Consider the following 15,290-nt stretch of genomic DNA (forward strand, 5'->3'; position numbering starts at 1 on the left):
CTTTTAAAGTGTGTATATTTATAAAAAGGTCTAAAATGCCTATACGTAAAATACCTAAAAATTATAGAAGCGTTACTGGTACTTTCCCAAGTTATAAGAATAAACGTAATATCTTTTATGAATCTCTTCTTGAAAGAGATTTTTATTTATTGTTAGAATTTAATTATGATGTAATTTCTTATGAAGAACAACCTTTTAGAATTTATTATCAAAGATCCAAATCTACTTATAGATATACTCCAGATGTTTTAGTTCACTACAATTCAGAATTAAATCTATTACCATGTGTATTTGAGATCAAAATGAGTGATGAAATTAAAGAAAAAAAAGTATTTTTTGAAGAAAAGTTTAATCAAATTGAAAAATATATAAATATAAATGACTTAGATTTTAGAATCTTTACAGAACTTGATATAGATAAAATTTATTTAGAAAATGCAATGTTTCTTTATAGATATAAAGATTTAAATAATAAAACTATTTCAAAAAATATTTTAGAAAAAATGAAACTTTTTCAAGAAATATCAGTAAATGATTTATTACAACATTTTTCATCAAATAAATTTGAACAAATGGAAATACTACCATATATTTGGCAACTAATTTTTTTAAATAAAATTGTTATAGATATGTATATTAAGATAACAAATAGTTCTGTTATAAAGGCTAAATAGATGGAAAAAATAAGTTTAAATATTGGTTCAAAAATTTTTGTGAATAATCAAGAATATGAAATAAAAAAACAAATAGATTTAAAAACTATTTTAGGTTTAAATTTATTGACAAGTAAATTAGAAAATATCTCAATAAATCATATTAAAAATGAAAAACCATCATCTAAATTGATAATAAATGAAGATATACCAGAAGAACATTGGATTGAAGCAAAAAATAGACTAGAAATCATTACACCTCTTCTTTCAAGAAAAACCACAAAAAATGAAATAGAAGATATTGCAAATAAAAATAATTTACATATTAGTACAATTTACAGATGGATTGTTCAATATAAAGAAAATCCTCTTTTAAGTTCACTTTTACCAAAACATTTATCAAAAGGGGGAAAAGGAATTCTAAGAACAAATGAAGAAACAGAATTAATTATTCAAAAATCAATTAATGACTTATATTTATCTCAACAAAAGTTTTCAGCTAGAAAAGTCTATTTTGATATAGTAAGAAAATGTAAAAATGCAAGAATTACTCCTCCTAGTGAAAATACTGTTAGAAGTAGAATAGCTAAAATTGAAGAAAAGAAAAAAATAAAATATAGAGAAAGTGCAATGCTTGCTGATAGAAAATATAGAAACACAGATGGTATGTTTCCAGAAGGTAAATATCCACTTGATTTTATTCAAATTGACCATACTCCTATGGATATTGATATAGTTGATGAAATATATAGAAGGTCTATTGGAAGACCTTATTTAACTTTAGCAATTGATGTCTATAGTAGAATGATTACAGGCTTCTACATAAGTTTAGATGAGCCCAGCTATTTCTCTGTTAGCCAATGTATAAGCCAATCAATACTTACAAAGGAGAAATACTTAAGAGAAATAGGAATTGAGGGAAAATGGTATATTTATGGAATTCCAAGAGCTTTAGGAATAGATAATGCTCAAGAATTTCGTTCGAAAGATTTACAAAGAGTTTGTGAAGAATATGGAATAACTATCTCATGGAGACCTGTTGCAAGACCCCAATTTGGCGGGCATATAGAGAGAATGATCGGTACAGCAATGAATGAAATACATACTCTTCCAGGTTCTTTATTTTCATCTATACAAAAAAGAGGAGAATATGATTCTGAAAAAAAATCAATTTTTACACTAAAGGAATTAGAAAAGTGGTTTGCAAATTATATAATCAATCAATATCACAAACATATTCATTCAGCAATAAGAATGACTCCTGAAAAAAAATATGAATTAGGAATATTTGGAGATGATGATAATCCAGGCAGAGGTTTACCTGAGAAAATTTCTAATGAAGATTATTTTAAAATATCTCTACTTCCTACAATAGAAAGAACAATACAACAGTTTGGTGTAAAAATTGATAATATTGTTTACTATTCTGATATTTTAAGACGTTGGATTAAAGCAAAAGATAAAGACAATAAAGCTAAAAAATTTTTGTTTAAAAGAGACCCTAGAGATATAAGTGTTATTTGGTTTTATGACCCTACAATTAAGAATTATTTTGAAGTTCATTACAGAAATATTTCTTATCCACCTATTTCCATTTGGGATTTAAGAAATATCAGAAAATATTTAGATGATAAACATCAAAAAGACTATGATGAAACTGTATTATTTAAAACTTACTATAAATTACAAGAAATTCAAAAAGAAGCTGCTAAAAAGACAAAAACTGTAAGAAGAGAACAAGAAGCAAAAGAAATTAGAAAAAATAGAAAAGAATTTGATGATATAAAAATAAAATCAACAAAAAATATTTCAATAGAAAGCAATACAAACAATGAGACTTCTACTTTTAATGATTTATTTAAAGATATTAAACCTTTTGATGAGATTGAAATATGAAAAATAATGAACATTTAGATAATTTACTTCCAATTGTTAGAGAAAAATTAAATTTATCAAATGAAGATAGAAAAGAATTCATTCTAGAAGAAAAATGGATAACTTATCCTAATGCAAAAGAAATCTTAGAAAAATTAGAATTTTTGTATAGTCATCCAAAAAAAAGTAGAATGCCATGCATGTTAATAGTGGGAGCAACAAACAATGGGAAAACATCTATTATTAATAAATTTATAAAAAACCATCCTCCTTATGAAAATGAAGAAGAAACAATAACTCCTGTTTTATGTATTGTTGCACCTGAAACTGGTTCTATAAGTGATTTTTTTAGCAAAATATTGCAAAACCTTTGTGTTCCTTATAGAAATGGTGATAAAATAAATAAGAAAAGAGAATTAATTGATCACTATTTTAAAATATGTGATATAAAAATTCTAATAGTCGATGAAATTCATAATATACTTGTTGGTGCTGTTTCAAAACAAAAAGCCTTTATGAATTCTTTAAAAAATTTGAGTACTGAACTTCAAATACCGATAGTAATAGTTGGTATTCCAGATGCTTTACACGCTACAAATACAGATGAACAAATAAATAATAGGTTTAAACCAATTGCTCTTAAAAAATGGCAATTTGATAGAAATTATTTATCTTTGTTAGCAAGTTTAGAAAAAACATTACCATTAAAAAATGCTTCTAATATTTATTCAAATAAAGAATTAGCTGAATATGTTTTTGATACAAGCGAAGGTTATATAGGTGAAATTATTGAATTAATTACTCAAGCTTCCTTATATTCAATTGACAATCACATTGAAAAAATTGATATAAAATCTCTAAAAAACTCCGGTTTTACGAAACCATCTCTTAGAAAACATATAAATAATATTTTAGATCTATGATTAATAATGTTACAAGATATATTGATTTAAATAATAAAAAATTTCGTATAAAACCAAAACCTCAAGAAGATGAACTATTAAGTTCTTGGTTAGTTCGAGTTGCACGAGCTCATTTAACACTTACAACATCGTTTACAAATATGCATTTTAAAGAATATAAAAATAATATTATATGGCAAAGAGATTTAGATATTTGGTGTCCAGATAAATTGATTGATAGAATTTCATTTAAAAGTGGATATTCTGAAGAAATAATTTTCAATATGACACTTAGAAGTTTAGAAGGAATAATTGCTGATAAAATTACGGGGAAATCAAATACTCCAAACATAAGAGCTTTAGGGAATTATTGTCATATAAAAACAAAGGGTGGATTAATGTTTTGTTCACAATGTTTAAAAAAAGATAAAATTCCTTACTTTAGAAAAATATGGAGATTAAAAGAATATACGATATGCAAGGAACATAATATTGAACTATTAGATAGATGTACTAACTGTTTAACACCTCTAACTATTTACAAATCTTTTCAAGAAAAAGATTTTACATTTTGTTATAAATGTGGAAATAAACTATAATTATTTAATAAATTATTCCCTTACCACTATTATAAGATAATACCTAAACCAATTTTAGGAGAAAATATGAAAATAGACAAGTTACTACAAGATTTTTTATTTCATTGTAAATTTGAGAAAAATCTAAATCCAAAAACAATTGCTGCTTATACAATGGATATAGAGCAATTTAAAACATTTAAAAATATTAAATCTATGTGTATTAATGAAGTTAATAAAGATATATTGAAAGAATATATTCAGCATTTATATACTTTAGAATTAAAACCAAAATCAATTAAAAGAAAACTAGCAACATTAAAAGCTTTTTTTACACACCTAGAATTTGATGAAATTATCACTATAAGTCCATTTAGAAAAATGAGAGTTTCAATAAAAGAACAAAAATTACTACCAAAAACAATTGAAATTCAAAATATTAGAAAACTATTTAAATATATTTATAAAATTAAATTTGATTCTAATAACATAGAACAATATTCATATAAAGCACTTACAAGAGATATTGCTATTTTAGAATTATTGTTTGCAACGGGACTTAGAGTGTCAGAAGTAAGTAATATTAAATATAATGATTTTAATTTAAGTACTGGAAATATCAAAGTTTTAGGTAAAGGTGGGAAAGAAAGAAATATACAAATTTGTGATCAGGAAGTGAAAACAGTTTTAAAAGAATATTTATCAATATTTAAAGATGAGATACTTAAAAAAGAGTGGTTTTTTATTAATAGATTAGGTAATAAATTTACAGAACATTCTATTGCAAATATGATAAAAAAATATCAAACAAAAGCAAATATACAACAACATTTAACTCCACATATGTTTCGTCACAGTTTTGCAACTATGCTTCTTGAAGAAGGTGTTGATATTAGATATATACAAGGGATGCTGGGACATGCATCTATCTCAACAACTCAAATTTATACTCAAATAAATATGAAACAACAAAGAAAACTTTTATCAACAAAACATCCGAGAAGAAACTTTCAGTTCCTCTCTTAACAGAAAATATCCTATTAAAATGAATACATAATAATAAAGAATTATGGGATATACAATTAAATGAAAACAATAAATAAATTAGCAGTTATAACAGAACAGGAATCAATCAACTATTTAACTAATTATTTTGTAAGTTATATAGAAGATATTAATGTAAATGAGAAAAATGTTGATTCTCATGTTCATTCAATTCTAAAAAATAAATTATCTTATACTTCGAAAGAAGCAGAGCTTGCGGTAACTAAACTTAGAAATAGTGAAATTAAAATTCAAAGTAAGACTAAACTAGCAAGCGGAACAGGTGAAATTGATTGTGGAATATTTATAAATGATAAGTTAAAAATAATTATAGAAGATAAAGAACCCAAAGAATCAGTAGAGCTTGCGTTAAGTGAAGCAATTATTTATGCAAATGGGTTAAATGCAAAAGGAGAAGACATAAGGATAGTTATTGGATTTACAGGAATAGATATACTTTTGAGAGTATTAGATCATACATCCAATAGATGGGTTCCATTTTATATTAATGGTCAAGAGTTAAAAGCATTTCCTGGAAAATATATTTTAAATATAATATATTCTCAAAAAGATATTCATGGATTTGTAGTTGAGAATATTAAAGAAGATATAAATATTAGAGATATAATATACAGTTTAAAAAATATTTATCGAACTACTGATCTCCAAAATGATAATCAAAAAACTATTGACTTTACAATTGCTTTTATTGGTTTAAAATCAATACTAGAAAAATATAAAAACCAGGGTATTAGAGGTCTTAAAAATTGGAATAGCCTAAATAACAAAAATAATCCAAAAGATAATAATTCAGAAGATGATGAAGATTTAAGAGATAATTTAACATCTACCATTGATAAAATATTTGAAAAAATGTTAACAAAAGATATTTCCGAAGACTATACAGATCTATTTATAATAAAAGATAGTGAAAATACAGAAACTTTCAATTTTAAAAGAACACTTGAAACATTTCAAACGGACTATCATTTATTAAGTCTAAGAAAAATTTATACTGAAATAACTAAATTGCATGATTTGCACGACTCAAAAATTGATCTATTTGGTGAAGTATATGAATCATTAGGAGAAAAAGATTTTAGGAAATCTTTTGGACAATTTTTTACAAGAAGACATATTATTAAAACTTTAATAGAACTAATGGAAATAAATGCTTATGATTTTATTGGAGAATTATATGAAGAAGTAGAAAATAAACAAGTAGTATCTAAGGCAAAATCTCCTAAAAATATTTGCGATCCTGCTTGTGGTACAGGTGGTTTTCTAACAGAATTTTTTAAATATATTAAAGATGAAGCTCAAAAGCATAAAAACTATAAAACTATAGATTTATCAAAATTAGCTTCAAGCTCTTTCTATGGATACGATATATATACAGCAAATGTTACGAGAACAAAGATCAATATGTATTTATCGGGAGATGGATTTTCAGAAATTAGAAAAGCCGATACTTTACAAGATCAAAATATAAATAATAATAAATTCAATTATATAATTACAAATCCACCTTATGGGAAAGGAACATATACTGTAAATTATTCTTTTCAAGAAGGAACTGAAACTGTCATAAAGCCTGTAATAAATAATCAAAGGTTAGAAGTTAATTTTCTTGTTAAAATAGTTGATATGTTATTACCAAAAGGAAGGGCTATGGCTATTATCCCTGATGGGATATTAGAAGCTACAACTTTATCACCATTAAGAGTTTGGTTATTAAAATACTGTAAAATTGAAAAGATAGTGAGTCTTCCTAAACATGCTTTTGCACCATACACACATGAGAAAACATATGCAATATTCTTTGAAAAAAGATTGATTCCATTGAAAGATATTAATCAAATAGAAAATGATCCTGATATTTGGAGTTATATTGTAGATAATGATGGTTTCGCAAATTCCGATAAAAGATTTAGAACTGATAGAATGGATGAAAATGGTAAATATTTACATGACGAGTTTAGTCAGTGGAGAGGAATCGATGGAAGTACAAACGATTCTTTAATAATTGAAAGATATAAAAGAAAAACTCAATTGAAAGGTGAAGAATTTTACAACGAATGGGAGGAAAAAATTGAAGGATTAAAGTATGGTTATATTTCATTAAAAGAAATCTTAAAAGACGAATTTATTACTTATCAAACTGTATCTGTAGAAGAAGTTTTAAGAAGACTGAATAGAGAAGTTGAAGAGAAAATTAATATAGAAAAGATTATTGAAAATATTGATACTTTAAATGATGAAGAAATTAGAGTAAAAGAAAAAATATTTGAAATTCTACAAAAAGATCATGAACTAACATTTGATAGCAAAAAAGGAATTTTTAGAGATAATACGAAAACTGTTGAACCAAAAGCTTTAACTGTTAAAGATATAGTTGAAATTGTAAATAGCAATATACCTAATAAAAATCTAAAAATCAAGCACTCAAAAGATCTAACAATAGATAAAGATGGAAGGTATACTTTAAAGAAATGTTATGAACAGATTTTAGAAATTGCTGGAATAAATTATAACTTTAACAATAAGAATCCTAAATACTGGCTAAAAAGTGAAGAGGATTTTAAACCATTAACTTCAGTTCAACAATCTACTAAAATTAAAAAAATTTTCCAAAAAATTTATTTATTAAACTCGATAGAAGATATTATTGATTTAGAAGAAAATGAAATAAAAGAAGCCTACATTGAACAAATTGAAAATTATGGTTTAGAATATGATTCTTTTAGGAGTAGTTTTATCGATAAATTAAATCCTATAATTAGAAAAACATTGGTATGTACCCCAGAAAAATATTTTAGAGAAGCTAAAACACAATCTTTAATTCTTGAAGATTTTGAGAAAGAAAATAAAGAATTAATTTTAGAGATTAAAAAGTTATTTGGAGAATAGTATGAAAACTTTACTAAGTGAAATAGCTTATACAGTTAGAGGAGAGGTTATTTCAGAAGAAAATATTTATTATAATTATAATAAAAATGGAATTCCTGTGTATTCATCAAATACAAAAAATCAAGGATTGATTGGAACTGTAAATATGTCATTTTACAATGACTCTAATGCAAAGGGAGAAGCAGGTGAAATAACATGGACTACGGATGGTAATGCTGGTAATTTTATTTTAAGACATGAACCTTTTCTTTTTACTAATGTATGTGGGAAAATTATAATAAAGAAGAAATATCAAAAAATTATTTCTCCGCAATGGTTGGCTTTATATCTTAATTTAGAATCTAAAAAATATGTTACTTCTAAAGGTGGAAATTCTAAATTAATGAAAGAACAAGTTGATAATATTGAAGTTAATATTATTAATATAAATTTACAAGACAAACTAGTTAAAGAATTTGATATAAGAATAAATAAACTTAATTTATTAATTAGTATTCTAAAAAAACTTAATAATCAAATTAGTAAAAAAATTATTTCAAAAAGTAAAATCTTTTTAATGAAAGAACTATTTGATATTACATCTGGTCGTAGAATTACACAAAATGATATATACAATAATTCTGGTGATTTTCCAGCTGTAACATCTCAAACAAAGAATGAAGGCATAGCTTGGTATGGAGATAGAAAATGGCTTACAAGCATAGAAAAAAATTCAAAAAAAGTTTATGTTAGTGAGGAATGTTTAACCTGGACTAAAGATGGGGCTAAATGTGGAACTATATTTCATAGAGATTATGAGTTTTACCCGAATGACCATTGCGGAGTTTTAATTCCAAAGGTTGAGTTGAATTTGAAATGGGTAAGACAACAAATACAACCAATACTTTATAATCAGGTAATAGCAAAAGATGCTCAAGGTATGTTGTATGAAGAACAAATTGCTAATATAGAAGTTGATATTCCAGTTGATGATAATGGTGAGATTAATTTAGCAATTCAAAATAAAATATATTCAGAGTATCATAAATTGATACAAATAAAAAAGAATTTAGAAAATATTTTAGAAAAGTACTCTATATAATTCTTTATTATTAATGATTCATTCTATCGAAATAGTTTTAAAATAATCTGTAATTTTTATTGCTTCATAGAAGCTTTTTATCAACAAAATATTTCTATTTATATTGTAAATTTTGCAAATAAAGAAATGCAACAAGAAGCAGTTAATCAATTGTTTAATTTGAAAAATTAACGAGTAAATACAAGACAAAAAAAAGTGTTCAGATTTACAAGTACATATAATTCTGTGCCAACCGACTCAATTTTTAAATAATTTAGATAAATCTTTTATAAAAAATCAAACCCTATAATATAATAACTATAAAGGTATAAAAACCTTTGTACTTATACAAATGAGTCCTTTTATAGAGTACCATAAATATTACATAGAGTTACACATATCATAAAAAGCTACCAACAAAGATAAAAAGGGAAATAATATAATTTATCTTTTAAAAATTTTATAAAAATTTAACAACTAACAACATATTTAACTAAAAATCATTTTTTGTAAGTACTACATAATAGCGTCAAATTTAGATTTATTATAGAAATAACTTATTTTATATTAATTTGAAAAGAAAATTAACTATAATTCAAAACTTCAAACAAAAAGGAAAATATTTGGAAAAAATATTTTTATTGTTACTATTAATAGTATCATCAATATATGCTGAATCATTTAGTAAATCAAAAAAGATATTAAATGTTATATATAAAGATAATCAAACAACTTTTTATTGTGGTTGTAAATATGACCCATCAAATAAAAATAATATGATTGATAGAGATAGTTGTGGTTATGTTCCAAGAAATGAATTAACTAAAAAAGGTAAAATAAACGAAAGAACCAATAGAATAGAATGGGAACATATAATGCCAGCTGAAAACTTTGGAAGACATTTACCTTGTTGGCGTGAAGGTGGAAGAAAAGCTTGTAAAAAAGACCCTTTATTTAATAAAATGGAGGCTGATATGCATAATTTAGTTCCAGCAATTGGTGAATTAAATGCTGATAGAAGTAATTTAAGATATGGAGCTGATAAACCAAAAGTTGGAATGTATGGAGAATGTAAATTTGAAGTAGATTTTGATGCAAAAAGAGCTTATGTAAAAGATGAAATAAAAGGTGATATAGCAAGAACATATTTATATATGAGTAAAACATATAATATCAATTTATCAGACCAAGAAAAAAAATTAATGGAAGCTTGGGATAGACAAGACCCAATAAGTGAATGGGAAATTGAAAAAAATAAAAGAATTGAAAAGTATAAATGATACTATTCAATAAGGTAAAATTATAATATTTTTACCTTATTAAAATATTTTCTTAATGGCAATGATAAACACCAGTTTTATGGTCAGTATGACATCCAGAAGAATCTGTTCTACCAGAATGAGCAAATAAAGATGCTAAAATACCTAATCCTAAAATTACTAAAAATGTTTTTTTCATTTTAACTCCTTGTGTAAATTTTTTAATTGTATCATATAAATTAAAGAATGCATTAAATTATTATTGCATTTTATTTACAAATTGTTTCACAAGGAATTCCATCTTTATCCCTATCTAATCTTGTTAATCCACATTGTGTTAAATAAAACTTTGCTTCAGCACAACTTTTCATTTCTTTACAATATTTTTTTCCTTCGCATTTAAACCCTTGTTTCTTATCTTCTTGTTTAGTTTTTTTACTTTCAGCAGAGAATAAAGAAACTGAAACTATCATTATTATAAAAATCTTTTTCATAAATTAATTCCTTCACATTTTCTAAATTTTAACTAAATTTTAAAATTTATTTTTCACAAACTGGATTTTTAATATAAAAACCACATTCTTTGTTATCATTTATATAGTCATTATCAATTTTTAAATCACAAGATAAATCTTCATAAATCGCTTTATTATCTTTACATACAAGAACCACAGTAACTTCATTTTCATACTTTACTTTTAAATCATAATCTTTAAAATTTTCCATTAGTATAGAATCTTTTTTGATAAGAAATTCTATTACATCATCTACTGCGATATCTCTTCTTTCTATAGCATTATTCGCTCTTTTAGTAAGATTGTTTAGATTAGGTTTTAACTCAATTAAATCATCATTACTTTTTAAACTACAACCGCTTAAACTAATTAATAAAATGATCAATAAACTTTTTTTAAATGTTATTATTTTCATACTTCTAATCCTTATGCCCAATATTCTAATTTACCAGAAGATGTTCTGCCATTATCCAGATTCCAATCTGCAAAATAGTCTAAATTAGTAACATCATTACCAAATACTGCTTCATCTAAAACTTTCCAAGTTTGTTGAACTTGAGATACCACTTTATCAAATATATCATCATAGTGCATAGTCTGATTTCCAGGTACTTTTAAATTTTCAATAAATTCTTTTCTATTTACTTCTTCAAACTTAGGATATATTGCTCCAGAATTTAAACCTATTACATGTCTTGAGATAGTAGGAAAATTCTGAGTTTCTTCTATTGCTGATACCAATGAATGAAATCTCATATGCCATGTATCAAATTCAGGTTTGTTAATAGTATATTCATTAGCACTTAGAACTTCTAACATTTTACCCCAAACTAAAGAAATTGTTTTATTTAATTTATCAGTATCTCCATTATCACTACACTCTTTACCAAATAAAGATAATTGTTCAGTTTCAAAAATTTCTCCATAACCTGTAATTTTTTTATAAATATAAACATCTTGATGCATTTCACAATTTCTATGAGCTGATTCATTTCCTTCATAAGTACCTACTTTTAGCTCAACTACAGGATGAATAACAACATCTGTAACAATATGCCCAGCAAGACCACAGAGCCAAGCAAAAGCTTTTCTTTTATCCTCTTTATCTTTAATTGCTTTAACTTCTTCAATACCTTTTAAAATAAAAGATCTCGTTTTCATTTCTAAATGCATTAAATCTGCCCATTTTTTATGTTTTTTAGTCATTGCAAGATATGGATAATCTGGACTAACAGAACCCAACTCTGTAAAAGTTAAGTAATCTCCCAATGAAATAAGTGACTCTTTACTAAAACCTAATTTTTCTAATTCACTTTCATTAGATGCTTTATTTACAACAGTTAAATGTGCATACGCTCCTGCCATTATTTTCCCCTTTATTTTATATAGATTATTAAAATTATTCTTTAAATATTAAGCTATTTAGTTATTTTTGTTATCAATCTAGAATACCATTCCTTTATTTTACTTTTATTTTCATCTTTAGGATGCTCTAAAAAATCTTTGTTAAAAGTAAACTCTTCATAATTTTTTAGCCATCTTCCATTTTCATAAACAAAATTTCTTACTACTGATAAATAATTGAAGTATCAATTTTGGAATAATCATTATCCCAAATAATTAAAGTACTCAATCCATCTACAAATACATCTCGTTCTATTTCAATTAATATAAAGTTTTTATTATTATATTCAATGGAAACAGCTAAATATTTTCTTTGTGTTTTATCATCAGCTAATTTAGCTTTTCTCCATTTCCTTTTTTTATTAATTTCATTTTCTGGCTTTTGAGGAAGATAATTTTCAAGTTGGATGTTAAAACTAAATTCTTCATTTTCTTTTGAATATTCAAATAACATATTTTTAAAATCTGTTAAATTTAAATATTCTCTATCATCATTCTTAGGATTTTCATTTTCAATCAAGCCACCAGCAGTATTCTCATCACCATTTGATTCAGAATCTTTTGTACTTAAATCAATTTTTCTATCACTATTAAAATTTTCTTCTAACTGTGAAATATCTTCCTCATCAATATATTCTACAATTTTTATAATATCTTTAGATTTCAAATCTAATCTTTCCTCAAAGTCTTCAGATTCATTATTGATAGAAATAGGAGTAAAATCTTCTTTTGGTGTATTATTTGTAATCTTTTTAGATAATTTCTTTTTAGAAGCTTTTCTTTTTCTAACTATTCCTACTGGCTCATTTGTCTTATTTTTTCTTTCAATTTTAATGAATAAAGTTTCAAAATCATAAGTACTATCTTCATTTATAAATTTTAATACTAAAAATGAACCATCAGATAATATTTTAACTCTTGCATTTAAAGATATCTCCTCTATTATGGGAAAATCAACTTTGAGTTTCATCTCATTTGAATTATTTAAATAACCTTTTTCTTGTTTTATTAATTTTATTTCTTGTGCACTTGCTGTTAAATTTCTTCTAACTTGATGCCAAGAATTATTTGAATATTCATCTGTAGCATATCTATAGATATTTGAAGCATCATTTGTATTGGCATTTTGAGTTAATATAATTTCTTTAGAGTTTAAATTTATATGTGTTATATCTTTATATAAACCTTTTAATATAGAAGATTCTTCTCTTAATGATGCCGATAAAATTTGTTTTGTCATTGATGGTGTTGTAAAATAAAACCATCTAGCAACTTCATAATGAGGAATATATACATTCTTATTTGTATTTTCATCTTTTAAAATAAAATAATATTGCCCTTGAATATGATATTTAGCATTAAAGTTATCAATTTTTTTTGGAAAGTTTGGTAATACTAACTCTTGTCTCAATTCTGATATTTCAAATAACATTTTTGAGTCAACCTTTTCTAAATTTAATAGTAAATTAACTTTTGTACCAGCGAATGTATTAAGCTTCTTTTGATTATCAATAATTGAACCTATTGGAAAATTTGCCATATCTTTTAAATTTATATATACTAAGAAATATTCAGGATTCTCTTCTAACATTTCTTTTAGAATTAAAGCTAATTTAAAATTTGTTTCTTGTTGATAAATATTACCATATGAAAAAACCACAACTCTTTTATCTTTTGGAAAATAAGTTAATGAAAATTCTTCTAATTCTAAATCAGACATAACTATTCCTTAATATCAAAATAATTTTATACAAAAATTTTAAATCTCTTAAATTAAAAGATATTAAATATTTAAATTATATTTAAAATATTCTTCACATTAATAATATTTTAAAATTATAATAAATGATATTTACTTTAAGTTTAAATCTATAATTTTATTAAAAAGGTAGCCATAACCACCTAAAAATCATATTTATTTAATTTAAGTGTATTGCGAATACTATTAAGATTATCTTAAGTTAAAAGACATTTTACAAACAACATATTATCAATATATTTAAAATAAATAGATAAAAATTCATTTAGTTAAATTTTAAGAACTTATTTTTTAACAGTGTACTTTTAAATTCTCATTATATTCTGAATATTCGCAACTTTTATTGAAAATTACATTCCTCCTCCAAATATAGAAGATTTTGTACTTGAATGGTGTGGGTTTCTAAAAGCTCTTGTGGGACTAAAATCAACATCTTTTAAATCAAGTGCTTGAAGTTTTGCTTTTTCAAGTATCTCTTCAAGATTCATAGGAGCTAAGATATATTGCAATCTTTTTGCTATCATTGATTTTCCACAACCTGGACTTCCTTCCATCAAAAAATTATGATTTCCAGCAGCACAAATAAGTGCTGCATATTTCGCCATATCTTGACCTATTACATCCTTAAAATCTTCATCATACTTTTTATTATAAAAATATTGTTCATTTTTTAGATTTAAAACTTCATACTTAATTTGCTCTTTTTCATGCAAATAATTATCTTTATCTTTACTTTTTATAAACTCTATCGCATTATTTAATGTATTTACAACATAAATATCAATATTTGGGATATTTCCTAATTTCTTAGCACTTTCCAAAGAGGTTACAACTCTTTTTAACTCTCCTTTTTTTGCCAAAGATAAAACTATTGCAAAAATATGACTTGTATCTTTTATTGTTCCATCAAGAGCCAATTCACCAAAAAAGAAAAAATCATCAAATCCTATTTTACTCTCATCAAATAAAGCAACTTGTAGCGCAATTGGTAAATCAAAGTGTGAACCTTTTTTATTTAATTCACTAGGTGATAGATTTATTGTTATTTTTAGTGGTGGAAATTTAAAATTATTTAAAAGTAGTGCTGACTTTACTCTATCTTTTGATTCATTGATACTAGTACTAACCATCCCAACTATTGTAAAACTTGGCATTCCTTTTGTGAATGTTGCTTCAACATCAATAATTGTGGCTTCAATACTATCAAGTGTGGCAGATTTTATTACTTTCATACTCGCTCTTTATCTTTTTTTAAAATAGTACAATAATTTATAATATTATTGCAAAAAACTAAAATAATTATGATAAAATTTAAACCATGTCTTAATTCG

At 24.5% G+C, this 15,290-nt stretch carries 14 protein-coding genes; 8 read left to right on the forward strand and 6 right to left on the reverse strand.

Going from position 1 to position 15,290, the window contains the following annotated elements; genetic code table 11:
- Window positions 1-35 precede the first annotated feature (35 nt).
- The 8 genes from ACRYA_RS07045 (at window position 36) to ACRYA_RS07080 (ending at window position 10,302) form a co-directional block, all read left to right on the forward strand.
- Window positions 36-674 carry a TnsA endonuclease N-terminal domain-containing protein gene (locus ACRYA_RS07045; protein ID WP_121443300.1) on the forward strand — a complete coding sequence of 213 codons (639 nt, stop codon included), beginning with the start codon at window positions 36-38 and terminating at the stop codon, window positions 672-674.
- Window positions 675-2,549, forward strand: a complete 1,875-nt coding sequence (locus ACRYA_RS07050; RefSeq protein WP_121443301.1) for a TnsB C-terminal domain-containing protein — start codon at window positions 675-677, stop codon at window positions 2,547-2,549.
- Entirely contained in the window at window positions 2,546-3,451 is a 906-nt protein-coding gene (locus ACRYA_RS07055; protein ID WP_105918277.1) for a TniB family NTP-binding protein, read from the forward strand. Before ACRYA_RS07050 ends, ACRYA_RS07055 begins: the two co-directional genes overlap by 4 nt.
- Window positions 3,448-4,029: a TniQ family protein gene (locus ACRYA_RS07060; protein ID WP_105918278.1), complete on the forward strand. Its 582-nt coding sequence runs from the start codon at window positions 3,448-3,450 to the stop codon at window positions 4,027-4,029. Before ACRYA_RS07055 ends, ACRYA_RS07060 begins: the two co-directional genes overlap by 4 nt.
- Before the next feature lie 66 nt (window positions 4,030-4,095).
- Window positions 4,096-5,034 carry a tyrosine-type recombinase/integrase gene (locus ACRYA_RS07065; protein WP_105918279.1) on the forward strand — a complete coding sequence of 313 codons (939 nt, stop codon included), beginning with the start codon at window positions 4,096-4,098 and terminating at the stop codon, window positions 5,032-5,034.
- Window positions 5,035-5,094: 60 nt separating this feature from the next.
- Window positions 5,095-7,962: an HsdM family class I SAM-dependent methyltransferase gene (locus tag ACRYA_RS07070; protein ID WP_105917900.1), complete on the forward strand. Its 2,868-nt coding sequence runs from the start codon at window positions 5,095-5,097 to the stop codon at window positions 7,960-7,962.
- A 1-nt stretch (window position 7,963) separates the two neighbouring features.
- On the forward strand, window positions 7,964-9,043 hold the full coding sequence (locus ACRYA_RS07075) for a restriction endonuclease subunit S (RefSeq protein WP_105917899.1): 1,080 nt from the start codon (window positions 7,964-7,966) through the stop codon (window positions 9,041-9,043).
- A 602-nt stretch (window positions 9,044-9,645) separates the two neighbouring features.
- Window positions 9,646-10,302 carry an endonuclease gene (locus ACRYA_RS07080; protein WP_105918014.1) on the forward strand — a complete coding sequence of 219 codons (657 nt, stop codon included), beginning with the start codon at window positions 9,646-9,648 and terminating at the stop codon, window positions 10,300-10,302.
- Window positions 10,303-10,354: 52 nt separating this feature from the next.
- On the opposite strand, the gene ACRYA_RS07085 is transcribed toward ACRYA_RS07080, so the two are convergent.
- The 6 genes from ACRYA_RS07085 to ACRYA_RS07110 all read right to left on the reverse strand — a co-directional run bounded on the left by ACRYA_RS07085 (window position 10,355) and on the right by ACRYA_RS07110 (window position 15,191).
- Window positions 10,355-10,480: a YHYH domain-containing protein gene (locus tag ACRYA_RS07085; RefSeq protein ID WP_105918013.1), complete on the reverse strand. Its 126-nt coding sequence runs from the start codon at window positions 10,478-10,480 to the stop codon at window positions 10,355-10,357.
- 70 nt (window positions 10,481-10,550) lie between these two features.
- A complete protein-coding gene (locus tag ACRYA_RS07090) occupies window positions 10,551-10,775 on the reverse strand; it encodes an excalibur calcium-binding domain-containing protein (protein WP_176549263.1) in 225 nt (74 codons plus the stop codon).
- A gap of 46 nt (window positions 10,776-10,821) precedes the next feature.
- Entirely contained in the window at window positions 10,822-11,211 is a 390-nt protein-coding gene (locus tag ACRYA_RS07095; RefSeq protein ID WP_105918012.1) for a hypothetical protein, read from the reverse strand.
- A gap of 11 nt (window positions 11,212-11,222) precedes the next feature.
- The gene (locus tag ACRYA_RS07100) at window positions 11,223-12,161 is read right to left on the reverse strand and encodes a zinc dependent phospholipase C family protein (protein ID WP_105918011.1); all 939 of its coding nucleotides are present in this window, start codon (window positions 12,159-12,161) and stop codon (window positions 11,223-11,225) included.
- A 202-nt stretch (window positions 12,162-12,363) separates the two neighbouring features.
- Window positions 12,364-13,920 carry a hypothetical protein gene (locus ACRYA_RS07105; RefSeq protein WP_105918010.1) on the reverse strand — a complete coding sequence of 519 codons (1,557 nt, stop codon included), beginning with the start codon at window positions 13,918-13,920 and terminating at the stop codon, window positions 12,364-12,366.
- 389 nt (window positions 13,921-14,309) lie between these two features.
- On the reverse strand, window positions 14,310-15,191 hold the full coding sequence (locus ACRYA_RS07110) for a magnesium chelatase domain-containing protein (protein WP_105918009.1): 882 nt from the start codon (window positions 15,189-15,191) through the stop codon (window positions 14,310-14,312).
- Window positions 15,192-15,290 lie beyond the last annotated feature (99 nt).

The sequence above is a fragment of the Aliarcobacter cryaerophilus ATCC 43158 genome (assembly GCF_003660105.1).
Lineage (GTDB): Bacteria > Campylobacterota > Campylobacteria > Campylobacterales > Arcobacteraceae > Aliarcobacter > Aliarcobacter cryaerophilus.